General features: G+C 62.7%; 19 protein-coding genes and 1 pseudogene. 18 read left to right on the top strand and 2 right to left on the bottom strand.

The window, feature by feature from the left end; all coding sequences use genetic code 11:
- Nucleotides 1-145: 145 nt before the first annotated feature.
- Both ACIPHN_RS14905 and ACIPHN_RS14910 read left to right on the top strand, forming a co-directional pair.
- Nucleotides 146-2,356 (top strand): OsmC domain/YcaO domain-containing protein, encoded by a 2,211-nt coding sequence (locus tag ACIPHN_RS14905; protein WP_400437371.1) that lies wholly within the window; start codon nucleotides 146-148, stop codon nucleotides 2,354-2,356.
- 16 nt (nucleotides 2,357-2,372) lie between these two features.
- A complete protein-coding gene (locus ACIPHN_RS14910; protein ID WP_400437373.1) occupies nucleotides 2,373-2,930 on the top strand; it encodes an NADPH-dependent FMN reductase in 558 nt (185 codons plus the stop codon).
- Between the two features lie 103 nt (nucleotides 2,931-3,033).
- On the opposite strand, the gene ACIPHN_RS14915 is transcribed toward ACIPHN_RS14910, so the two are convergent.
- Nucleotides 3,034-3,483 (bottom strand): acetyltransferase, encoded by a 450-nt coding sequence (locus tag ACIPHN_RS14915; RefSeq protein WP_400437566.1) that lies wholly within the window; start codon nucleotides 3,481-3,483, stop codon nucleotides 3,034-3,036.
- A 245-nt stretch (nucleotides 3,484-3,728) separates the two neighbouring features.
- Here ACIPHN_RS14915 and ACIPHN_RS14920 point away from each other — a divergent pair, with 245 nt between their 5' ends.
- A complete protein-coding gene (locus tag ACIPHN_RS14920; RefSeq protein ID WP_400437375.1) occupies nucleotides 3,729-4,925 on the top strand; it encodes an ABC transporter substrate-binding protein in 1,197 nt (398 codons plus the stop codon).
- A gap of 100 nt (nucleotides 4,926-5,025) precedes the next feature.
- On the opposite strand, the gene hpaR (ACIPHN_RS14925) is transcribed toward ACIPHN_RS14920, so the two are convergent.
- A complete protein-coding gene (gene hpaR, locus ACIPHN_RS14925; RefSeq protein WP_400437377.1) occupies nucleotides 5,026-5,565 on the bottom strand; it encodes a homoprotocatechuate degradation operon regulator HpaR in 540 nt (179 codons plus the stop codon).
- 362 nt (nucleotides 5,566-5,927) lie between these two features.
- On the opposite strand from hpaR (ACIPHN_RS14925), the gene ACIPHN_RS14930 reads away from it, so the two are divergent.
- From ACIPHN_RS14930 to hpaH, 15 genes and pseudogenes are all read left to right on the top strand, one after another.
- Nucleotides 5,928-6,965: a branched-chain amino acid ABC transporter permease gene (locus tag ACIPHN_RS14930; protein WP_400437379.1), complete on the top strand. Its 1,038-nt coding sequence runs from the start codon at nucleotides 5,928-5,930 to the stop codon at nucleotides 6,963-6,965.
- Entirely contained in the window at nucleotides 6,962-8,782 is a 1,821-nt protein-coding gene (locus tag ACIPHN_RS14935; RefSeq protein WP_400437381.1) for an ATP-binding cassette domain-containing protein, read from the top strand. Before ACIPHN_RS14930 ends, ACIPHN_RS14935 begins: the two co-directional genes overlap by 4 nt.
- On the top strand, nucleotides 8,779-9,540 hold the full coding sequence (locus tag ACIPHN_RS14940) for an ABC transporter ATP-binding protein (RefSeq protein ID WP_400437383.1): 762 nt from the start codon (nucleotides 8,779-8,781) through the stop codon (nucleotides 9,538-9,540). The genes ACIPHN_RS14935 and ACIPHN_RS14940 overlap by 4 nt, the downstream gene beginning before the upstream one ends.
- 411 nt (nucleotides 9,541-9,951) lie before the next feature.
- Complete coding sequence (locus ACIPHN_RS14945) at nucleotides 9,952-11,055, top strand: porin (RefSeq protein ID WP_400437385.1); 1,104 nt, start codon at nucleotides 9,952-9,954, stop codon at nucleotides 11,053-11,055.
- Between the two features lie 74 nt (nucleotides 11,056-11,129).
- Nucleotides 11,130-12,110 carry a PDR/VanB family oxidoreductase gene (locus tag ACIPHN_RS14950; protein ID WP_400437387.1) on the top strand — a complete coding sequence of 327 codons (981 nt, stop codon included), beginning with the start codon at nucleotides 11,130-11,132 and terminating at the stop codon, nucleotides 12,108-12,110.
- 158 nt (nucleotides 12,111-12,268) lie between these two features.
- Complete coding sequence (locus tag ACIPHN_RS14955; protein WP_400437389.1) at nucleotides 12,269-13,345, top strand: Rieske 2Fe-2S domain-containing protein; 1,077 nt, start codon at nucleotides 12,269-12,271, stop codon at nucleotides 13,343-13,345.
- Between the two features lie 91 nt (nucleotides 13,346-13,436).
- Nucleotides 13,437-14,549, top strand: coding sequence for a Rieske 2Fe-2S domain-containing protein (locus ACIPHN_RS14960; protein ID WP_400437391.1), 1,113 nt, complete (start codon nucleotides 13,437-13,439; stop codon nucleotides 14,547-14,549).
- A gap of 59 nt (nucleotides 14,550-14,608) precedes the next feature.
- A complete protein-coding gene (locus ACIPHN_RS14965; RefSeq protein WP_400437393.1) occupies nucleotides 14,609-15,529 on the top strand; it encodes a LuxR C-terminal-related transcriptional regulator in 921 nt (306 codons plus the stop codon).
- Between the two features lie 113 nt (nucleotides 15,530-15,642).
- Nucleotides 15,643-16,173 carry a homoprotocatechuate degradation operon regulator HpaR gene (hpaR, locus tag ACIPHN_RS14970; protein ID WP_400437395.1) on the top strand — a complete coding sequence of 177 codons (531 nt, stop codon included), beginning with the start codon at nucleotides 15,643-15,645 and terminating at the stop codon, nucleotides 16,171-16,173.
- Nucleotides 16,174-16,593: 420 nt separating this feature from the next.
- A pseudogene (locus ACIPHN_RS14975) lies at nucleotides 16,594-17,223 on the top strand (fumarylacetoacetate hydrolase family protein); the annotation flags it as partial.
- Nucleotides 17,224-17,280: 57 nt separating this feature from the next.
- Entirely contained in the window at nucleotides 17,281-18,087 is an 807-nt protein-coding gene (locus ACIPHN_RS14980) for a fumarylacetoacetate hydrolase family protein (RefSeq protein ID WP_400437567.1), read from the top strand.
- A gap of 53 nt (nucleotides 18,088-18,140) precedes the next feature.
- On the top strand, nucleotides 18,141-19,601 hold the full coding sequence (gene hpaE / locus ACIPHN_RS14985) for a 5-carboxymethyl-2-hydroxymuconate semialdehyde dehydrogenase (protein ID WP_400437397.1): 1,461 nt from the start codon (nucleotides 18,141-18,143) through the stop codon (nucleotides 19,599-19,601).
- A gap of 54 nt (nucleotides 19,602-19,655) precedes the next feature.
- The gene (gene hpaD / locus ACIPHN_RS14990) at nucleotides 19,656-20,531 is read left to right on the top strand and encodes a 3,4-dihydroxyphenylacetate 2,3-dioxygenase (protein WP_400437399.1); all 876 of its coding nucleotides are present in this window, start codon (nucleotides 19,656-19,658) and stop codon (nucleotides 20,529-20,531) included.
- Between the two features lie 10 nt (nucleotides 20,532-20,541).
- Nucleotides 20,542-20,955 (top strand): 5-carboxymethyl-2-hydroxymuconate Delta-isomerase, encoded by a 414-nt coding sequence (locus ACIPHN_RS14995; RefSeq protein WP_400437400.1) that lies wholly within the window; start codon nucleotides 20,542-20,544, stop codon nucleotides 20,953-20,955.
- 32 nt (nucleotides 20,956-20,987) lie between these two features.
- Nucleotides 20,988-21,791 carry a 2-oxo-hept-4-ene-1,7-dioate hydratase gene (gene hpaH, locus ACIPHN_RS15000; RefSeq protein ID WP_400437402.1) on the top strand — a complete coding sequence of 268 codons (804 nt, stop codon included), beginning with the start codon at nucleotides 20,988-20,990 and terminating at the stop codon, nucleotides 21,789-21,791.
- The last annotated feature ends 4 nt before the right edge of the window (nucleotides 21,792-21,795 follow it).

Raw genomic sequence — 21,795 nt, forward strand, 5'->3', positions numbered from 1 at the left:
TCATTCATCGATGATCTCCAGCATGAATCCGCGTAGCAACTTCGTAGCCGGGCCAAGCCGGTCCACCGGCCTGGTGCCGGATGGGCGATAATATCGCCCTCTTTCGTTTCAGCCTCATTTTCGGCTCCTTTTTCGGAATTCCGCCATGGAAATCAAAGTCAACTTCCTAGACAAACTGCGTCTTGAAGCCAAGTTCGACGACTTTACCGTCATCGCCGATCAGCCCATCCGTTACAAGGGAGACGGCTCTGCGCCCGGTCCCTTCGATTACTTCCTGGCGTCATCGGCCCTGTGCGCGGCGTATTTCGTGAAGCTGTACTGCAATACACGCAATATTTCCACCGAGAACATCCGCCTGTCCCAGAACAATATCGTCGACCCGGAAAACCGCTACCAGCAGACCTTCAAGATCCAGGTGGAACTGCCGGCCGATATCAGTGAGGCCGACCGTCGCGGCATCCTGCGCTCGATCGAGCGCTGTACCGTCAAGAAGGTGGTGCAGGAAGGGCCGGAATTCATCATCGAGGAAGTGGAGAACCTGGACGCCGATGCGCACTCCCTGCTGACCCTCAAGCCCGAGGCCGGCGCCAGCACCCACATCCTGGGCAAGGACCTGCCGCTGGAACAGACCATCGCCAACATGTCGGGCTTGCTGGCCGAACTGGGTATCAAGATCGAGATTGCGTCATGGCGCAACATCATTCCCAATGTGTGGTCGCTGCATATCCGCGATGCGCATTCGCCGATGTGCTTCACCAACGGCAAGGGCGCCACCAAGGAAAGCGCGCTGGCCTCGGCGCTGGGCGAGTACATCGAACGCATCAGCAACAACCACTTCTACGCCGGTTCCTACTGGGGCGAGGAGATCGCCAATGCCGAGTTCGTGCACTACCCCAACGAGCGCTGGTTCAAGCCCGGGCGCGGCGACAAGCTGCCCAAGGAAATCCTGGATGCGTATAGCCTGGAGATCTACAACCCCGACGGCGAGCTGCGCGCTTCGCATCTGGTCGATACCAATTCCGGCAACGCTGAGCGTGGCATCTGCTCGCTGCCTTATGTTCGTCAGTCGGACGGCGAAGTGGTGTATTTCCCCTCCAACCTGATCGAGAACCTCTTCGTTAGCAATGGCATGAGTGCCGGCAATACCTTGCCCGAAGCCCAGGTGCAGTGCCTCTCGGAGATCTTCGAGCGTGCCGTCAAGCGTGAAATCCTGGAAGGCGAGATCTGCCTGCCCGACGTCCCCCACGACGTCCTGGCCAAATACCCCGGCATCGTGGCCGGTATCCAGGGGCTGGAAGAGCAGGGCTTCCCGGTGCTGGTCAAGGATGCCTCGCTGGGCGGCGTCTATCCGGTGATGTGCGTGACCCTGATGAACCCGCGCACCGGTGGGGTCTTTGCGTCGTTCGGCGCACACCCGAGCTTCGAGGTGGCGCTGGAGCGCAGCCTGACTGAACTGCTGCAAGGGCGCAGCTTCGAAGGCCTCAACGATTTGCCTCAGCCGACCTTCGAGAGCAATGCCGTGACCGAACCCAACAACTTCGTCGAGCACTTCATCGATTCGTCCGGCATCGTGTCGTGGCGCTTCTTCAGTGCCAAGTCGAACTACGAATTTGTGGAGTGGGATTTCTCCGGCGAGGGCGAAGACTCCAACGCCGACGAGGCAGCGACCCTGTTCGGCATTCTGGAGGAGATGGGCAAGCAGGCCTACGTCGCCGTGTACGACCAGCTGGGTGCCACCGCCTGCCGCATCCTGGTGCCGGGCTATTCCGAGGTGTATCCGGTGGAAGACCTGATCTGGGACAACACCAACAAGGCGCTGCTGTTCCGTGCCGACATCCTGAACCTGCATCGCCTGGATGATGACGCCCTGGCCGCCTTGCTCGATCGCCTTGAGAACAACGAACTGGATGACTACTCGGACATCGCCACCCTGATCGGTATCGACTTCGACGAAAACACCGAGTGGGGCCAGTTGACCGTGCTCGAACTGAAGCTGCTGATCAATCTGGCCCTGCAGCAGTTCGAGGAGGCGCATGAGCTGGTCGGCGCCTTCCTGCAGTACAACGACAACTCGGTCGAACGCGGTCTGTTCTACCAGGCCCTGAACGTCGTGCTGGAAGTGGAACTGGACGATGATCTGGAACTGGCTGACTACGAAACCAACTTCCGCCGCATGTTCGGCAACGAGCGCATGGATGCGGCCATCGGTTCGGTAGAGGGAAGCGTGCGCTTCTTTGGCCTGACGCCGACCAGCATGAAGCTCGAAGGCCTGGACCGCCATCAGCGCTTGCTCGACAGCTATCGCAAGCTGCACAAGGCGCGCGCGAGGTTTGCCCAGGCTGCTGCGGCAGCGTGAGGTCATTGCAGGCGTCATGAAGATCCTTGCGATTTCAGGGAGCGCGCGGGGTGTTTCCACCAATACGGCTTTGCTGAGGGCAATGCAAGAGCTCGCACCCGAAGGCATGACCTTGACGGTGTTCGACCAGCTTGGCTCCCTGCCGATTTTCTCGCCCGACCATGAGGCCGAGAAAACACCGGCAGCCGTCCTGGCATTGATGGCGCAAGTGGCACAGGCGGATGGTGTGATCATCTCAAGCCCGGAGTATGTTCGCGCCATTCCCGGTGGCATGAAGAATCTCATCGACTGGATGGTCTCGCGTGCCGAGATCATTCACAAGCCCATCGCGCTGGTACACGCCTCGCACCGCGGTGCCGACATGCTGGTCTCCATGAGGCTGGTCTTGTCGACCGTCAGCAGCCGCTTCCTGGCGCAGCATTTCCTGAGCTTGCCACTGGTGGGAAAGTCGCCGGAAGAGGTGAGGGTGGCGCTCGGGCAGGCTGGCGTCAGAAAGCAGGTCATTCACTTCCTGCAAGGGCTTGCGCAAGAAATTGCACGATGTGCATCGGTCCCTGCAGGGGACCTGCCGTGATCGTCACGCCATGTGGGGACGCATGATCAGGGAGACCCCGTCATCGCATGGAGCCGCTCACTAGCAAGCCATGCGCAATCCACATCGGCCCGATGACGGGGCGCTAGCGCTGGCCCTGAGGATGGAATGTCAAATGCAGCAGCGGGTAGGCGCGTCCTTGGCCGTCTGTTTCTGACCTCCCCGTCTGGATGAAACCCAGGTGGCAGTAGAAAGCGGCAGCCTGTGCGTTCTGCTCATTGACATCCGTAGTCAGCGATGGGGACAAGGTGAGGGCGTGATGCACCAGGGCACGCCCTATCCCTTTGCCGTGATGGGCGGGGTCGATGAACAAGGCCTCCATGTGGGAGCCATCCAGCAACATGAAACCCAGTGGCTTGTCACTGTCGTCGACGGCCAGCAGCAATGGTGCATGGGGAAGAAAACCCTGCACTTCCTTTTCAATCTCCACGCGATCGTCGTCACGCAGGAAATCATGCGTGGCCAGCACGGCATCGCGCCAGATTTCCAATACACGATCGCCGTCGCCGCTGTGTGAGTGTCTGATATGGATCATGGCCGGAAGTATATTTCCGGCCGGATGCATTATCAATGCATGCGCGGTGATTCCGCCGCGTACCAGGTCGGTGGCCGGCATGCACTGGCGATATTCCTGTCCTCGTGAGCAGCGCCGACGGTTCTCCCCAGAACTTCGAGACGGCGACCCTGCTTGCCACATCGCCGGTACCAAGGTCTTCTTGACAGTGTGAATTAAGATGTTATTTAATTAGATAACATATTAATTAAATGGCGGAGGATGACATGGACAGCGGATCGAGGTTGCCGGGTATTTCCTGGGCGCGGCTTGGCGTGGCGGGCGGTTTGGCGGGGGCATTGCTGGTTGCTCTGCCGGTGCAGGTACTGGCGCAGGTCGTGCAGGTCGGGGTGACGGTCCCCACGACGGGGCCGGCGGCCATCCTGGGCATTGGCGCCCGCAATGCCATCAGTCTGTTTCCCCGGAAGATCGGCGGCATGGAGGTGGAGTTCAAGATAGTCGATGATGCCAGCGATACCACCAACACCGTCAAGAACGTCAAGATGTTCATCGACCAGAAGGTGGACCTGGTCGTCGGTTCGTCGACCTCGCCGCAATCGCTGGCGGCCGTGGAGGCTGTCAGCGGCACCGAGACACCGCTGATTGCGCTGGGCGCGTCCGCCCGCATCGTCAAGCCCATGGATGACAAGAAGAAATGGGTCTTCAAGACCTCCGCCAACGACTCGTTGATGGCCAGCGCCATCGTCAGCCATATGGTGGCGCATGGCGTGAAGACGATAGGCTTCATCGGCTTCAATGATGCCTACGGCGAAAGCTGGCTGACGGAGATGAAGGACTTTGCCGAGCGAAACAAGCTCAACATCGTCAGCGTCGAGCGCTTCAACCCCAAGGACACCAGCGTGACGGCGCAGGTCTTGCGTGTGACCACGGCCAAGCCGGACGCCATCATCGTGGCCGGCTCGGGAACGCCGGCGGCGATGCCCCAGGTGGCGCTCAAGGAGCGCGGCTACAAGGGACGGATCTACCAGACACACGGCGCGGCCACCGAGGATTTCCTGCGCGTCGGTGGCAAGGCGCTCAATGGAGGCTATCTGCCTGTCGGACCCAACCTGGTGTGGGAGCAACTGCCGGAGAACTATCCGACCAAGGCGATCAGCGCCAGGTTCGTGCCGCAATACGAAAGCAAGTTCGGCAAGAACTCGCGCTCGAACTTCGCGGCGCAGGCCTATGACGTCCTGTTCCTGCTGGAGCGCGCATTACCCGAGGCAGCCCGCAAGGCAAAGCCCGGCACCCGTGAGTTCCGCGTGGCGCTGCGCGATGCCCTGGAAAACGTGAAAGGCCTGGCAGGGAATGCGGGGGTGTTCAACATGACGCCCGAGGATCACTCCGGCCTGGACGAGCGGGCGCGTGTGATCGTGCGGATCGAAGACGGCAAGTGGGTGCTGGACTCGACGCCCCAATAGGCGCAAAGAGCTTGAACCGGTACGCGGCGGCCCCGCCTGGCAGCGTACTGGATGATTGCGAAGGAACGACAAGCCCAGGCGGAAGCGGGCGTTGACCGGATCAGGTCGACGTCCGCTTTTTTCTTGCCGGCTTGACGGCGGCTTGAGCGGGAGCCGCTTTTCGTGCCGTCTGCTGGGTGGTGATGCGGGTGCGCACTACCTGCTCCTGGGCCGGTTCGGGCAAGCCGATCAGCTCGTCAAGCAGGGCATAGGCAGCCAGCAGTTTGGCCTGCCCCAGATTCTTCTCCAGCAGCGCGTATTGCACTTCGATCGACTGGCTGATGTTGTTGACCAGTTCCCGGCTCTTGCCGGTCATGTCGACGAATACCTTGCGCTGGTCCGTGGAGAGCCGGTAGCGCACGATCAAGCCATCGCGCTCCATGCGATCGATCACGCCACTCAGGCTGGGTGGGAGGATGCAGGCCTGCTCGGCGATCTTGCCTGACTCGAGTTCGCCGCACTCGTTGAGCACGCGGATGACGCGCCATTGCTGCTCGGTCAGGCCATGGCTCTTGACGCTCTCGCGGAAATACCGCATCACCGATTCGCGTGCCTGGAGAAGCAGCATCGGCAGGTTTCTGTGCTGGAATTTATTGCTCATTGACGTTGTTCCGATTCGGACTTGTTGGAGATGTCTGGTACGCCTTGTGCCGGGCGGAATATCGCTAGCGGATCCCCTGATTATACTTGACAGGCTTTATGAGCATGTTACATTAATCGTTAATATGTTAATTAAAAAGCGAGCGCGTCCCAGCCGGGAAAGCCGTTCGCACCAACAAACAGGAGCCGGTCATTCTGCAGCCCGATGTGCCGCAGCCATGCCCTCTCCACGCGAGGAGACTTATGCCTGATCCAGAATTCGCGGGGCCGCGCATGCGCACCCGCCTGCCCGATGCCGCTTCCCGTCCTCCTGTGCCGATGTTGCCCAGGCCGTGCCAGTCAATGGCGCGATGGAGCTGAACGATGGACCTGTCTATCATTGCCATCCTGGCCCAGGACGGCCTGACCAATGGTGCCGTCTACGTACTGGTCGCACTGGCACTGGTGCTGGTATTTGCCGTCACCCGCATCATCTTTCTGCCGCAGGGTGAGTTCGTCGCATTCGGTGCGCTCACGCTGGTGGCCTTCCAGAACGGCGTGCTGCCCGGGACGGCCTGGCTGCTGGCGGTGCTGGCGCTGTTGACGACGGCGCTGGACGTGCGCGCAGCCTTGCTTGCCGGACGCCGTCGCGTGCTCACGCGAATGGTATTGGTCAAGCTGGTGTTGCCACTGGCTGTCGTGGCCCTGGCCTGGTGGGCCGCGCCGCGCCAGTTGCCGGTGTTCCTGCAGGTGGTGTTGTCGCTGGCCATCGTCGCGCCGCTGGGGCCGATGATCTACCGCCTGGCCTATCAGCGGCTGGCCAATGCGAAAGTGCTAATCCTGCTCATTGTGTCGGTGGGCGTGCATTTCATGATGGTGGGCCTGGGCCTGGTCTTCTTCGGCCCGGAGGGATCGCGCGTGACGCCCTACGTCGATGCCAGCCTGTCCCTGGGTGAGTTGCAGTTCAGTGGCCAGAGCCTGATGGTGATCGCCGTGTCGTTGCTGCTGATCCTGGCGCTGGCTTTCTTCTTCAGCCGCACGTTCTATGGCAAGGCCCTGATCGCCACCGCGATGAACCGCAGCGGCGCACGCCTGATGGGGATCTCCACCACCATGGCAGGTAAACTCTCCCTGTTCATGGCGTCCTTTATCGGCGCGTTGTCGGGGATCCTGATCGTGCCCTCCACGGCCATCTACTACGACTCGGGATTCCTGATCGGGCTCAAGGGCTTCGTCGGCGCCATCCTCGGCGGCCTGATCAGCTATCCGCTGGCGGCGCTGGGCGCGGTCATGGTCGGCCTGCTGGAATCCTTCTCTTCCTTCTGGGCCAGCGAATACAAGGAAGTGATCGTCTTCACGGCGATCATCCCTATCCTGCTCTGGCGTTCGATGACAACTTCCCATGGCGGAGGTGATGAATGATGCGCGCTCATCGCGGCTATCTCCTGCTGGCGCTTGCCGTGGCTCTGCTGCCACTGCTGCCGGTTCCCGACTTCTGGATCACCCAGGCCAACTACGTCGGCCTGTATGGCATCGTCTGCGTCGGACTGGTCCTGCTGACCGGCGTGGGCGGGCTGACCTCGTTCGGCCAGGCTGCCTTTGTCGGCCTGGGCGCCTATACGACCGCCTACCTGACCACCCGTTTCGGCGCGTCGCCTTGGCTGTGCCTGCTGGCCGGCCTGCTGCTCACCGGCGCCAGTGCCTGGGTCATCGGGCAGATCACCTTGCGCATGTCCGGCCACTACCTGCCGCTGGCGACGATCGCCTGGGGACTGTCGCTCTACTTCCTGTTCGGGAACATGGAGTGGCTGGGCAAATACGATGGTCTCTCCGGCATCGCACCCATCACGCTGGCGGGATTCTCGCTGGAGAGTGGCCGCGCCATGTACTGGCTGATCTGGTTCTGCGTCATGGCGACCGTGCTGGTCTCGCTCAATCTGCTGGACTCCCGGCCCGGACGTGCGATGCGCGCGCTCAAGGGCGGCGTATCGATGGCCGAGGCCATGGGCGTGGATACCGCGCGCTACAAGATCACCCTGTTCGTGCTGGCGGCGTTGTTCGCGGCCTTGTCCGGCTGGCTGTACGCGCATTTCCAGCGGGCCGTGAATCCCACGCCGTTTGGTGTGAACATGGGCATCCAGTACCTGATGATGGCCGTCATCGGAGGCGCCAGCCATGTCTGGGGCGGCCTGCTGGGCGCATTGTTGATGACGCTGCTGCATGACAAGCTGCAGGTATGGTTGCCGGCGCTGTTGGGCGGGGATGGCAATATCGAGATCGTCGTGTATGGCCTCATCCTCATCCTGATCCTGCAGTTTGCCCAGGAAGGCTTGTGGCCGTTCGTCCGCAGCCTGTTCTCCGCGACATCCCCGGGGCGGGGACGTGTCGGGGCTGGCACCGTCGCGGCGCATACCACCGTCAGTGCCGGCCCCGTGGCCCGGCTGGCGACCCGTGACAAGCCGAAAGGTGGCCAGCCCATCCTGGAAGTGCAGCAGGTGCGCAAGCAGTTCGGTGGGCTCGTAGCCGTCAATGACGTCAGCTTCCGCCTGAAGGCCGGCGATATCATCGGCCTGATCGGTCCCAACGGGGCAGGCAAGTCGACCATGTTCAACCTGATCAGCGGCGTGCTGGGTGTGACTCGCGGCAAGATCGTCTTCAACGGGGCCGAGGTCAACCGGCTCAGCGCGCGGCAGATCGTCCGCCGTGGCATGGGCCGCACCTTCCAGCACGTGCAGATGCTGCCCACCATGTCGGTCCTGGAGAATGTGGCCCTCGGCGCTCATTTGCGCACTGGCCGCAGCCATCTGCTGAACGTGCTGGCGGCCATGTTCAAGCTGGAGCGCAGCCAGGAGCGGGCACTGCTGGCGGAGGCGCGACGCCAGCTGGAGCGCGTCGGCCTGGGGGATTATCTGCATGTGCCGGCGGGTTCGCTGGCGCTGGGCCAGCAGCGCATCCTCGAAATCGCCCGCGCCCTGTGCAGCGATCCGCTACTGCTCTTGCTTGATGAGCCGGCGGCCGGACTCAGGCTCAAGGAAAAGGAAGCACTCGCCAGTCTCTTGCGACAGTTGCGTGACGAGGGGATGAGCATCCTCCTGGTCGAGCACGACATGGATTTCGTCATGGAACTGACCGATCACCTGGTGGTCATGGAGTTCGGTACCAAGATCTCCGAGGGCACGCCGGTACAGGTGCAAAACGATCCGGTGGTCCTTGAGGCCTACCTGGGAGGAGTCCAATGATGCAGACACCCATCCTGACGGTGGAAGCGATGCGCGTGTGCTACGGCAAGGTCGAAGCCGTCAGTGGCGTATCGATCAAGGTCGCGCCTGGCAGTATCGTGAGCGTGATCGGCCCCAATGGCGCCGGCAAGTCGACCCTTCTCAATGCCATCGCCGGCATGCTGCCCAGCCAGGGCCGAGTCAGCTACGACGGCCTGGCCATCGACGACATGGAAGTGGAGGAACGGGTCCAGGCCGGCATGGCCTTGGTGCCGGAGACCCGGGAGCTGTTCGCCGACATGTCGGTCCAGGACAATCTCCTGCTGGGTAGCTTCCGTCGCTATCGCCAGCGTCGCCGGGCCGAAGACCGGGACTATCTCAGCCAGCTGGAGTGGGTCTACCAGCTCTTCCCGCGCTTGCACGAGCGCCGCCTGCAGGCGGCGGGCACCATGTCTGGCGGCGAGCGCCAGATGCTGGCCATCGGACGCGCGCTGATGGGCAAGCCCCGCTTGCTCATGCTCGACGAGCCCAGCCTCGGTCTGGCGCCGCTCATCGTCAAGGAAATCTTCAATATCATTTCCGGCCTGCGCGCCACCGGCGTGGCCACGCTGCTGATCGAACAGAATGCGCGTGCGGCCCTGCAGGTGTCCGACTACGGCTACGTCATCGAAACCGGCAACCTGGTGCTGGAGGGGGCCGCTCCGGCGCTGGCCTGCGACCCCCGCGTGATCGAGACCTACCTTGGCATGGGGAAGGGCAGGCATGTCCAGGCTGCCTAGAGGTGTCATTTAAAAGCGAGCAAAATACTGTTTTTTAGGGCCTTGCTGGCGCGTTTCCGGACTTCATGGGAATGCGCCGGCTTTTTTTATTGTCTCCAGACTACCCCGGAAAGCAAAATCGGATTGGTCAGGATGATCCGCTACAATCCAGTAATTAACGGGTTGTTTCAGCTATGGTTGCGAGCGTGAAAGCAATATTCATGTTCGTGTATTGCATACCTCATCAGCGGTACTGCGTCAATTTTCAGACTCCCTATAATTCCTCTTCAGCGTGACATAAAACGCGAGTAACGAGTTTTTTATTGTCATCGCAGGCCATGGCGCGCCTTGCGTCCATGGACAAGCCTGCCGCCTGCGGCTGCCCGCCGCAAAGGGGGCGGGAACGATAAAAACGACAGAAGAGGAGACATCATGAAGGCAAGGAAGTCATTGTTGACGGCCATATCGGTGGCCTCGGCGCTGGGCATGGTCGCGGGCCCAGGCGTGGCGCAGACCTCGCAGGTCACGATCTACGGGATCCTGGATATCGGCCCCACCTATGTCAGCAACCAGGGTGGGAAATCCAACTGGCGCATGGATGCCGGCACGTTGCAGCAGTCACGTATCGGTTTCCGTGGTACGGAAGACCTGGGCGGCGGCTATGCCGCATTCTTTGCGCTGGAAAACGGTTTCAATCTGGACGATGGATCGATGGCCACCGCCAACGTGTTGTTCAGCCGCGATTCACGCGTGGGTCTGAAGGGGGGATTCGGTTCGGTGTCGCTGGGGCGGCAGTCCAATGCCACCGTCGATGCCATCGCTCCCTACGCAGCTTCCATGCTGGCCTACGGGCCCAGCTACCTGAGCACCCATCCGGGGGATCATGACCGGGTGCTCAACATCCCCACCGACAATTCCGTGAAATACACGACGGCCAGCCTCGGCGGATTCACCGGCATCGTGACCTACGGTTTCGGCGAGCAGGCGGGAGACAACAAGCAGAACAGCACGCGCAACGCCGGCCTCTCCTACGTGAATGGCCCGCTCAGCCTCGGTGCCGCCTATCTGTGGGCCAGCGGCAGCAACGTGACGAACGCGGCGCTGTTGTCGACCTCCTCGAATCCGTTCGGCGCCACCGGAAGCGGTGACGTGCTGCGTTCCGTTGCACTGGGTGGCTCCTACCAGTTCGAGCGCGTATTCGTGCATGGCAATGCCACGCAATCGAACTTCGGCCTGAGCAACCGGACGGCGCGCACCTATGAGATCGGCTCGCGCTGGAACCTGTCGGACGCGCTCGTGCTGGGCGCCGATTATTCCCATACCGATGTGCGCGCGCAGGCCGGGCTCAATATCGTGAGCCTGTCGGCAGCCTACTATCTGTCCCGGCGGACCAACCTGTACGTGGTCGCGGCCAACGAAAACGTCTCCGGCACCAATGCCGCCGGCACGCCGCTGACCGCCCAGCTCTTCACCATGTCTGCCTCTTCGGGGTCGACGCAGCGCGTGCTCCACCTGGGCGTGCGACATACTTTCTGAGGTCCCCCGGGCGCCGGCATGGCCGCTGCGGGCATGCCATTCCACCTTCACTGAACCATCACTGGATGCATCACATGACGAGTCTTCTGGTCAGAGTCACGAAAAAATCCATCGCAGCCCAGGATATCGCCAGCTTCGAGCTGGCAGCGCTGGATGGCCAGGTATTGCCCGGCTTCGATGCTGGCGCCCATATCGATGTCCATGTGCCCGGCGCCGACGGCGCTACCCTCCTGCGCCAGTATTCGCTGTGCAATGCGCCGGGAGAGCGTGGCCACTATCGCATTGCCGTCCTGAGGGAGGCCGCATCGCGCGGCGGCTCCGCAGGTATGCACGAGCTCGTGGGCGAGGGCGACCAGATCCGCATCAGTACGCCCAGAAACCATTTTTCCTTGCAGCCGGCGGTGGCCTCCCGCGCCATCCTGCTGTTTGCGGGCGGTATCGGCATCACGCCCATCCTGTGCATGGCGCAGGCCTTGTCCGGCGCCGGTCGGGAGTTCGCACTCCACTACTGTGCGCGCAGCATGCGGCATCTGGCGTTTCACGATGAAATCCTGGCCTCCCCCTACGCCGGCTCGGTGCATTTCCACCTCGATGACGGTGTGCCGGAGCAGCGCCTGGACATCGTCGCGATACTGGCGGCCTCTTCCGTCGACACCCCGATCTATGTGTGCGGCCCCAAGGGCTACATCGATTTCGTGATCGCCAGCGCCCGTGCCGCGGGCTGGGACGATGGCAATATCGTCCGCGAATATTTCGGCCTGCCCGCAGCGGTGGCCCGCGACGCCGAGGCCAGCTTCGAGGTGGAGGTGGCCAGCAGCGGTGCGCGCTATACGGTCCCGCCCGGACGCAGCATCATCGCGGTGCTGGCCGATGGCGGGGTGGAGATCCCGGTTTCCTGCGAGCAGGGCGTCTGCGGCACCTGCATCACCCGGGTGCTGGCCGGGGAGCCCGATCATCGCGACCTGTATTTCAACGACGCCGAGCACGCGCTCAATGACCAGATGACGCCCTGCTGCTCGCGCTCAAGGGGGCCGTTGCTGGTGCTGGACCTGTAGCTGAAGGCGCTTGCCACAGGACGTGCGGGCGGCATCTTGTACCCTTTCTGGGGTACGGAATTATTTGCCCGATTCTCTATAATTTTTTCTGAAGACGAAGTACAGCAGCCACGCAGAGGGCGCCATCGTCTTCCCTGTCAAGAACGCTGGAGACAACGATGTTCCTGAAAGACACATGGTATGTGGCCGCCTGGTCGCATGAGATCAGTGCCACGCATCCCTTCTCGCGCACGATCATTGGCCAGCCCGTGGTGTTCTGGCGCGGCGAGAACGGCGAGGTCGTCGCGCTGCCCGACCGCTGCCCACATCGCGCTGCGCCCTTGTCCAAGGGTCGGATCGAAGAGGGCCAGATCCGCTGCATGTACCACGGCCTCAAATTTTCCAGCTCCGGTGCCTGCGTCCAGGTGCCCGGCATGCAGCACATTCCGCCGGCGGCCTGCCTGCCCGCCTTGCGGGTGGTCGAACGCAGCAACTGGGTATGGATCTGGATGGGGGATCCGGCCCTGGCCGATCCCGGGCTGATCCCCGACACCTACTGGCTCGATAGCCCGGCCTGGCGCTACCAGCCGGACTACATCCACTACGACGTCAATTACCTGCTCATCGCCGACAATCTGCTGGATTTCTCGCACCTGCCCTTCCTGCACGAGACCACCCTGGGCGGCAGCGCAGGCTATGCCGAAAGCCGTGCCCTCGTCGAGCGCTCGGACAGCGGTGTGCGCATCAATCGCTGGTTCACCGATGGCCCGCCGGCGCCATTCGTGAAGAACCTGACCGGGTGGAGCGCCAACGTGGATCGCTGGAACATCTACGACTTCCTGGTGCCGGGCGTGCTGCTCATGGATTCCGGCAGCGCGCCGGCGGGGCAGGGAGCGCAGGCTGGCAATCGCGAGAATGCGGTGCAGTTCCGCAGCGCCCAGGCGATCACGCCGGAGAGCGAGCACAGCAGCCATTACTTCTTTTCCCAGGCGCATGACTTCGCCATCGATGATCCGCGCGTGACCGCGCAATTGCATGGCGACGTGGTGGCGGCCTTCAAGGAGGATTGGGACATGATCCACGCGCAACAACGGTCGCTGGCGCTGGATCCGGATTTCAAGATGATGCCGCTGCCGGTGGACAACGCACTGGGCCACTTCCGCTGGCTGATGAACAAGCGCATCAAGGCGCAGCAGCAAAGGGTGGTCCAGGCCGGCGCCGGGCTGCAGTCGGTAAGTGCCACCGTGACGGCCTGAGCGCCGGCAAGCCCTCATACACTGACCAGGAGAAACAATGTCACTTCCATCGCCGGCCGTCTTGCAGGCCCTCAAGAGAAGTTCGACCAGCATGGCAAATCGCGCTACGCCGTTCGTGTTCAATGAATGGTACGTGGCCGCCTTCGCCGCTGAACTCAAGCAGGCGCTGCTGCCGCGCACCCTGCTGGGCAAGCGCATCGTGATGTTCCGCACCAGCGCGGGCAAGCCCGTTGCATTGGCCGACCGCTGTGCGCACCGTGCCTTCCCCTTGTCGCGCAGCCGGCTCGAAGGCGATACCGTCGTCTGCGGCTACCACGGCTTTCGTTATGACGAGCAAGGCAATTGCATCGAGGTTCCTTCGGCGGCCAACTGTCCCAAGGGAGTGGGCGTGGCCCAGTACCCGCTGGTCGAGCGTGGTCCGCTGGTCTGGATCTGGATGGGCGACCCGGCCGCTGCCGATCCGCAGCGCCTGCCCGAGCAAGCCTGGCTGGGTCAGCCGGAATGGGAGACGTCGAGCGGCTATTTCGACCTGCAATCCAATTACGTCAGCATGCACGAGAACCTGCTCGACCTGACGCATCTGAGCTTCCTGCACGCCGATACCATCGGTACGCCGGACTACGCCAAGGCCCCGTTCAGGAGCGAAATCCGGGATGGCTACTTTGCCCTGCACCGCGACGTGGTCCCCACCGAACTACCGCCGGTCTGGGCCCGTCCCACCGGCCTGGAGGGATGCAAGAGCGCGGCCCGCATCGTCAAGTCGGAATTCAAGTCGCCGGCCTTCCACCAGGTCAATGTCAGTTTCTACGACAGTCAGCTCCCCGAGGCGCAGCGGCGTGTCTCCAGGATCAAGACCGCGCACCTGCTGACCCCGCAGACGCATTCCTCCAGCCACTACTTCATCGTGCATGGCCGGGACTTCGCACAGGAAGACGCGGGGATCACGCACTTCATGCACGAGAACCTGTTTGCGGCCTTCAACGAAGATGTTGAGGGACTGGCGGCGCTGGAGCAAGTCTGGCTGGAGACGGATCCGGATGAAATGTTCGAGATGTCGGTGGCCGCCGACGGGCCATCGGTGGCCATGCGGCGTTACCTGAAAGCCCGCGCCGAGGCCGAACAGGCCGCCAGGTCGGTCGCGACCGGAGCGGCCGGGACCGTTACAATGATCCAGGTTCCGCACCGGCAGGAGCAACCCGCCTGACGGACGCGGCCTTGCGGCGGCCCGTCAGGGCCGCCCGTCTTCCACTGCGATTGCCAGCCATGAACCTGACGCCAGCCAATGACCTGACCAGCCGTCATCCGTGCCCCGCCGCGCCCTGCTCCGACGCGCAGCAGATGCTCTTGCGCAGTTACGATGACATCGGCCAGATGATGGCGGCGGTGGGTCGGCCCGATTTCGGCGTGGCCGTGTTCCGTTTCTTGAAATCGGCATTGCGGGCCGACCACGTCGTGGCCAACCGGGTCGGCCGCTACGCCATCGACGGTCTCTTCACCGAGGGCATGGTGCCGGCACGCATCGCCCATACCCTCAACCAGCGCTACCTCGACCGCTACTACCTGCTGGACCGCAGCCTGCCATCGTCCTGGGATATCGGCAAGAACGACGCCGTGGCCCTGCCTTTCGACAGCCAGTTGAATGGCTCGCCCGCCTATAGTGCCTTCTTCTTCGAGCGGGTGGGCCTGTGCGACAAGATTTCCCTCATCAGCAGCCGTGACGATGCCATGGTCTGTTGCAACCTCTATCGGCTGTCGGCATCGGGGCCGTTCTCCGCCGCCGATCTGAAGCAGGCGCAGTCACTGGCGAAGCTGGTGACGGCACTGGTATGGCTGCATGCGGAAAAGGTAGTCTTGGCCGCAGGCAAGGCACCGGCACTGCCCACCCTGGCGCCGGTGCCGGCCACGCAAGCCGAGGTGCAGGTGCGGGAGGACCTGCTCAAGTCACTGTCGGGCAGGGAGATGGAGGTGTGCCGTCGGCTGCTGGCGGGTGCCAGCAACGAGGGCGTGGCGCTGGACCTGGATATCAGCACGCATACAGTGCGCACCCTGCGCAAGCGCATATACAAGAAATTGCAGGTCAGCTCCCTGACCGACCTGTTCAGCCGATACCTGCAGGTGGTCTCCGAGAACGGTCGCCAGCGTGGCAAGCCGCAGCTGCAGCGCAGCCGGAACATCCCTCATTGATGCAGGAGGGCTTGGTGCAAGTGCTAGAATTCACTAATATATTCCTTTGTCGACGGCAAGGCATGGCCCCGGGGCTGTCCTGCCGGATTGGAAACCAGTGGAAAAGCGCATCAATGGATAAATCCTTCAAACACCGGAACCTGGCCCTGTTGCTGTTGCAGGCGCGCGAACGGGTCATGGTCAATTTTCGCCGCATCCTCAATCACTACGGCCTGACAGAGCAGCAGTGGCGGGTGATCCGCGCCATCAGCGACTTCAACGGACCGATGGAGCAATGGCAGATCTGCGAGACCTGCCAGATCCTCAGTCCCAGCCTCGCCGGGGTGCTGGTGCGAATGGAAGACATGGAGCTGGTCGAGCGTAACAGGGTGGATACCGACCAGCGTCGCATGCTGGTGTCGCTGACCCGCAAGAGCAGGGCGCTGATCAAGGAGATTGCGCCGCGCGTGGAACAGCAATATGCCAGGCTGGAGGACAGCATCGGCGTGGAGGTGGTCGGCAACCTCTATCGGGCGCTGGATGATTTCCTGGCCGACGAAGAGCCCGTCGAGCTGATCGCGCTGCCCGACGTGGCGCCGCGCAAGAAGGCGACGGCAACGTCCGCCGGGCGCAGGAAGGCCGTCGCCAGGCAGAGCGCCGACTAGGCCGCCGCCTTCCCCTGATGCGTGGCAGATCCCTCCTTGCCGCGCATCACGGCAGTGGTCCGGCCCCGATACTGCCGCCGCTCCCCCTCCCGCACACCTTCCCGCTTCTCTTCCTGATACCGCCGTTCGCCAGGGCAACGGCGAGGGAGGGCGCTCGCGCAACCACCCTCGTAACCATTCCCGCATCACACTGAGAAACTGTTTGACAAGCTAATATGTTAGTAATTATATTGTGGAACATATTAGCTAATTCGTGACATGCCGGATTGGCTGGAAAGCTGAACAACAATAAACGCATTCCGGAGACACGCCCTCGCTGCCTGGCCATCCTGCCACGCCGCGTACCGGTGCCTGCCGGATTGGCCATCCATCGATTCCGGGGCCGGCGATTAGCCTGCTCCACAACGCTGAGCTGCAACCATGAACAATGCGCGCAAGACCTCCTTCGGCCGCGGTACCGTCTACGGTGTCATTCTCAATGACAGGGATTCCCTGGCGCGCATCGGATCCGCCTTGTCCGATGCGCCCTACAAGGCTGCCCCCCAGGCACCGGTGCTGTACGTCAAGCCGGCCAACACCCATCGGGATTCCGGCACGCGGGTCGCGCTGCCTGCGGGTGTCGGCCAGGTGGAAATCGGCGCCACCCTGGGCATCGTGATCGGCAGGGAGGCCGCCCGCGTCGATCTGGCCAATGCTGCCGATGTCATCGGCGGCTATGCGCTGGTGGCCGACCTGAGCATGGCGCATGCCAGCTACTACCGTCCGGCCATCCGCGAGAAGTGCTTCGATGGGGCGTGCGTCCTGGGTGCGGTGCAGCAGGTGGCGCTGGAGGATGTCTCCGGCATCGAGATCATCACACAGGTCAATGGCCACGAGATCGCCCGCAGACGCCTGGCGGACCTGGTACGCGACGTGCCTGCACTCTTGCACGATGTGACCGCCTTCATGACACTGCATCGCGGTGACATGCTGCTGGTGGGGGTACAGTGGCAAGCGCCCCAGGCGGCCATCGGAGACCAGGTGAGCGTCCATGCCCAGGGCCTGCCGGGGCTGGTCTTCACGCTCGCAGAGGCCTCCGCGCAGGATGATACGGACAGGGCGGACGACATGCAGTCGCCCCTGGCCGGCAACGCGCCGGTGCGGGGTCGCATCGTCGTCAACGGCGCCATCCACGAAGTCGAGCCGGCCAGCCCAGGTGCCGATGGCACCGCGCGCGTGCGCCTGGCGGATGGACGGATCTTCCCGGAGAGCGAGGTGCAATGGCTGCCACCGGTGGAGGTCGGCACTGTCTTTGCGCTCGGGCTGAACTACGCGGACCATGCCGCCGAGCTGGCCTTCAAGGCGCCCGAGCAGCCGCTGGTGTTCCTGAAGGGGCCCAATGCCCTGACCGGACACCATGGTCACAGCCGCAGGCCCGCCGATGCCAGCTACATGCACTACGAGTGCGAACTGGCCGTCGTCATCGGCAAGACGGCACGTCATGTGTCGCGCGCCGATGCCTATGACTACGTGGCCGGTTATACCGTGGCCAACGACTACGCCATCCGCGACTACCTGGAGAACTACTACCGCCCGAACCTGCGCGTGAAGAACCGCGATGCCTGCACGCCACTGGGACCGTGGCTGGTGGATGCGGCGCACGTGCCGGACCCGATGAAGCTCGCGCTCAGGACCAGCGTGAACGGCAAGCTGACGCAACAGGGCAATACCAGCGACATGGTGTTCGACATTCCGCATCTCATCGCCTACCTGTCCTCGTTGATGACGCTTTCGCCGGGTGACGTAATCCTGACCGGCACCCCGGAGGGCCTGGCCAATGTCGTGGCGGGTGACACGGTGGTGACGGAGATCGAGGGCGTGGGACGGCTGGTCAATACCATCGTCGATGACCAGACGTATTACTGCTCGCACTGAACACAAGACCGGGTACAAGAGCCACCCGCAAGAACGACAACCTTCACGCACACATGACCATGATCAAGCATCTCATCAACGGCAAGCAAGTCGACAGCAAGCATACTTTCGAGACCCGTAATCCGGCCAACAATGAAGTGCTGGCAGAGGTGGCCGCCGGCGGCGAGGCCGAGGTCGCCGCCGCCGTCCAGGCTGCCAAGGACGCCTTCCCCGCATGGGCAGGGAAACCGGCGGCCGAGCGCGCCAAGCTCATCCGCAGGCTGGGTGAGCTCATCACGCAAAACGTGCCCGAGCTGGCCGAGCTGGAAACCCGCGACACCGGCCAGGTCATCGGCCAGACCAAGAAGGCGCTGGTGCCGCGCGCGGCCGACAATTTTCACTTCTTTGCCGAGATAGCCGCGCACATGGATGGGGAGGCATTCCAGTCCGACACCGGTCACCTGAACTACACGCTGTGGCAGCCGGTGGGGGTCTGCGCCCTGATTTCTCCCTGGAACGTGCCGTTCATGACGGCCACCTGGAAGACCGCTCCCTGCCTGGCCCTGGGCAATACCGCCGTCATGAAGATGTCGGAGCTGTCGCCGCTGACGGCCGACCGGCTGGGCCAGCTGGTGCTGGAGGCGGGCATTCCTGCGGGCGTATTCAATGTCGTGCATGGCTATGGCAAGGAGGCCGGCGAGCCGCTCATCGCCCATCGCGACGTGCGGGCCATTTCCTTCACCGGCAGCACCGCGACGGGCAACCGCATCGTGCAGCAGGCCGGCCTGAAGAAATTCTCGATGGAGCTGGGCGGGAAGTCACCCTTCATCGTCTTCAACGATGCAGACTACGAGCGCGCCCTCGATGCGGCCGTGTTCATGATCTTCTCCAACAACGGCGAGCGTTGCACGGCCGGTTCGCGCATCCTCATCCAGAGTGGCATCTATGACCGCTTCGTGACGGACTTCGCCGCCCGCGCGGCGCGCCTGGTGGTGGGGGATCCGCTGGATCCGAACACCATCATCGGACCGATGATCAGTCCCGAGCACCAGGCCAAGGTGGCGCGCTATATCGCGCTTGGCAAAGAGGAGGGGGCGCGTGTGGTATTCGGCGGTGGCACCCTCGAGCTGCCGGCGCATCTGAAGAACGGCAACTGGATCCAGCCCACCGTGTTTGCCGATGTCGACAACCGCATGAAGATTGCCCAGGACGAGATCTTCGGCCCGGTTCCTTGCCTGATCCCGTTCGAGACGGAAGCCGACGCCGTGCGCATCGCCAACGACACCATCTATGGCCTGTCCTCCTATGTCTGGACCGAGAGCACCGGCCGGGCCATCCGCATGGCGCGCAGCGTGGAGGCGGGCATGGTCTTCGTCAACAGCCAGAACGTGCGGGACCTGCGTCAGCCGTTTGGTGGTGTCAAGGCATCGGGGACGGGGCGCGAAGGCAACCACTACAGTTTCGAGGTATTTGCCGAGGCCAAGAACGTCTGCCTGTCGTATGGCGACCATCCGATCCCACGCTGGGGAGTGTGAACGTAAAGCGCACACCGACACTATCAGCACATTAAAAAACAGGAGACACAGCACATGGGAAAACTCGCACTCGCCGCCAAGATCACGCATGTCCCGTCCATGTATCTGTCGGAGCTGGACGGCCCCCACAAGGGGTGCCGCCAGTCCGCCATCGACGGGCACCTGGAGATTGCGCGTCGCTGCCGGGCGCTGGAGGTCGATACCATCGTGGTCTTCGATGTGCACTGGCTGGTCAATTCGGAATACCACATCAACTGCGCGCCCAGCTTCAAGGGTAACTACACCAGCAACGAGCTGCCCCATTTCATCAAGAACCTGGCCTATGAGTATCCAGGCAATGCCGCCCTGGGCCATCTCATCGCCGACGTCGCCAACGAGATGGGTATCAAGAGCCGCGCCCATAGCGATACCTCGCTGGACCTGGAATACGGCACCCTGGTGCCGATGCGTTACATGAACACCGACCGCCACTTCAAGGTGGTCAGTGTCGCCGGCTGGTGCAACTGGCACAAGCTGGAAGAGAGCGAACGCTTCGGACTGGCGGTGCGGCGTGCCATCGAAGAGCGCTACGACGGCACGGTCGCGGTATTGGCCAGCGGTTCGCTGTCGCACCACTTTGCCGAGAACGGTACCGCCCCCGAATTCATGAACAAGGTCTTCGATCCCTTCCTGGAGGAGATCGACCGTCGCGTCGTGAAGATGTGGGAGGAGGGCCAATGGCGGACCTTCATGGAGATGCTGCCCATGTACAACGAGAAATGCTGGGGCGAAGGGGGCATGCATGACACCGCCATGTTGCTGGGTTTGCTGGGCGGCGCGCACTACGATCAGGGCGTGGAGGTGGTGACACCCTACTTCGGTAGCTCCGGCACCGGCCAGATCAATGCCATCTTCCCCGTGACACCCTTGAAGAACGCCGCCGCGGCGTAAAGGAAAGCGCATGCCTCATCTCACCCTGGAGTACTCCGCCAACCTGGTCGACGACCCGGCCTTTTCCGCCTGTGTCGATGTCAAGGCCCTTTGTCGCGAACTGGCAGCGTGCCTGACCGGCATCCAGGACGCTGGCCGGCCCGTCTACCCCATCGGCGGCATACGTGTGCGGGCCTTTGCGGCGCAGGCTTACTGCATTGCCGATGGTGCCGCTGATGCCGCCTTCCTCCACGGCACGCTGCGCATCGGTGCCGGGCGCTCCGATGCGATCAGGAAAGCCACCGGTGACGCCCTCTTCAACCTGATCAAGGCGCAACTCGCGCCGCTCTACGAGAAGACCGGTCTGGCGCTGTCGCTGGAGATCATCGAATCCAGCGAAGCTGCCAGCTGGAAACACAACAACCTGCATGCCCGCTTCCGCTGAGGCAGCTCACACGCACTACCGAAAGAACAACAATGCTGCCACAAAGCACCATCGACGAACTCGCGCACAAGCTCAACGAAGCCCAGAAGAGCCGTCAGCAACTGCGACACTTCTCGCAGGCCTATCCGGAGATGAGCATCGAGGACGGCTATGCGATCCAGCGCGCCTGGGTCAAGCTGAAGCTGGCCGAAGGCCGGGTCATCAAGGGACGCAAGATCGGCCTGACCTCGCGCGCCATGCAGCAGTCCTCGCAGATCAACGAACCCGACTATGCACCGCTGCTGGACGACATGTTCTTCGAGCAGGGCGGCGACATCCCCTTCCACCGCTTCATCGCCCCGCGCATCGAGGTCGAGCTGGCGTTCATCCTCGGCAAGCCGCTGCAGGGACCGGGTGTGACCATGTTCGATGTGCTGGCCGCGACCGACTATGTGACACCGGCCATCGAGATCATCGATGCCCGCATCGAGCAGTTCGACCGCGATACCAAGGCGCCGCGCAAGGTCTTCGATACCATTTCCGACTTCGCCGCCAATGCCGGTATCGTGCTGGGCGGCTTGCCGGTCAAGCCCGATGATGTCGACCTGCGCTGGATGGGCGCCATGTTGTACCGCAATGGCGTGATCGAGGAAACCGGGCTGGCCGCCGGTGTGTTGAACCATCCCGCCAATGGGGTGGCCTGGCTGGCCAACAAGATCGCACCCTATGACGAACGTCTCAATCCCGGCGATGTGGTGCTGGCCGGCTCCTTCACGCGACCGGTGCTGGCCTCGCCCGGAGACACTTTCCAGGCCGACTATGGTGCCTTGGGACAGATCGCCTTCCGCATGGTCTGAGCGA

It is taken from the genome of Herbaspirillum sp. NPDC087042 (genome assembly GCF_044745245.1).
Taxonomy (GTDB): Bacteria; Pseudomonadota; Gammaproteobacteria; order Burkholderiales; family Burkholderiaceae_D; genus Herbaspirillum.

Bases quoted from the DNA above. Each gene is read 5' to 3' on its own strand.
- ACIPHN_RS14915 (WP_400437566.1), bottom strand. From the start codon at position 3,483: ATGATCCATATCAGACACTCACACAGCGGCGACGGCGATCGTGTATTG.
- ACIPHN_RS14950 (WP_400437387.1), top strand. From the start codon at position 11,130: ATGACGAGTCTTCTGGTCAGAGTCACGAAAAAATCCATCGCAGCCCAG.
- hpaD (WP_400437399.1), top strand. From the start codon at position 19,656: ATGGGAAAACTCGCACTCGCCGCCAAGATCACGCATGTCCCGTCCATG.
- ACIPHN_RS14980 (WP_400437567.1), top strand. From the start codon at position 17,281: ATGCAGTCGCCCCTGGCCGGCAACGCGCCGGTGCGGGGTCGCATCGTC.
- ACIPHN_RS14920 (WP_400437375.1), top strand. From the start codon at position 3,729: ATGGACAGCGGATCGAGGTTGCCGGGTATTTCCTGGGCGCGGCTTGGC.
- ACIPHN_RS14940 (WP_400437383.1), top strand. From the start codon at position 8,779: ATGATGCAGACACCCATCCTGACGGTGGAAGCGATGCGCGTGTGCTAC.
- ACIPHN_RS14930 (WP_400437379.1), top strand. From the start codon at position 5,928: ATGGACCTGTCTATCATTGCCATCCTGGCCCAGGACGGCCTGACCAAT.
- ACIPHN_RS14935 (WP_400437381.1), top strand. From the start codon at position 6,962: ATGATGCGCGCTCATCGCGGCTATCTCCTGCTGGCGCTTGCCGTGGCT.
- ACIPHN_RS14965 (WP_400437393.1), top strand. From the start codon at position 14,609: ATGAACCTGACGCCAGCCAATGACCTGACCAGCCGTCATCCGTGCCCC.
- hpaH (WP_400437402.1), top strand. From the start codon at position 20,988: ATGCTGCCACAAAGCACCATCGACGAACTCGCGCACAAGCTCAACGAA.
- ACIPHN_RS14905 (WP_400437371.1), top strand. From the start codon at position 146: ATGGAAATCAAAGTCAACTTCCTAGACAAACTGCGTCTTGAAGCCAAG.
- ACIPHN_RS14945 (WP_400437385.1), top strand. From the start codon at position 9,952: ATGAAGGCAAGGAAGTCATTGTTGACGGCCATATCGGTGGCCTCGGCG.
- hpaE (WP_400437397.1), top strand. From the start codon at position 18,141: ATGACCATGATCAAGCATCTCATCAACGGCAAGCAAGTCGACAGCAAG.
- ACIPHN_RS14955 (WP_400437389.1), top strand. From the start codon at position 12,269: ATGTTCCTGAAAGACACATGGTATGTGGCCGCCTGGTCGCATGAGATC.
- hpaR (WP_400437377.1), bottom strand. From the start codon at position 5,565: ATGAGCAATAAATTCCAGCACAGAAACCTGCCGATGCTGCTTCTCCAG.
- ACIPHN_RS14910 (WP_400437373.1), top strand. From the start codon at position 2,373: ATGAAGATCCTTGCGATTTCAGGGAGCGCGCGGGGTGTTTCCACCAAT.
- ACIPHN_RS14960 (WP_400437391.1), top strand. From the start codon at position 13,437: ATGGCAAATCGCGCTACGCCGTTCGTGTTCAATGAATGGTACGTGGCC.
- hpaR (WP_400437395.1), top strand. From the start codon at position 15,643: ATGGATAAATCCTTCAAACACCGGAACCTGGCCCTGTTGCTGTTGCAG.
- ACIPHN_RS14995 (WP_400437400.1), top strand. From the start codon at position 20,542: ATGCCTCATCTCACCCTGGAGTACTCCGCCAACCTGGTCGACGACCCG.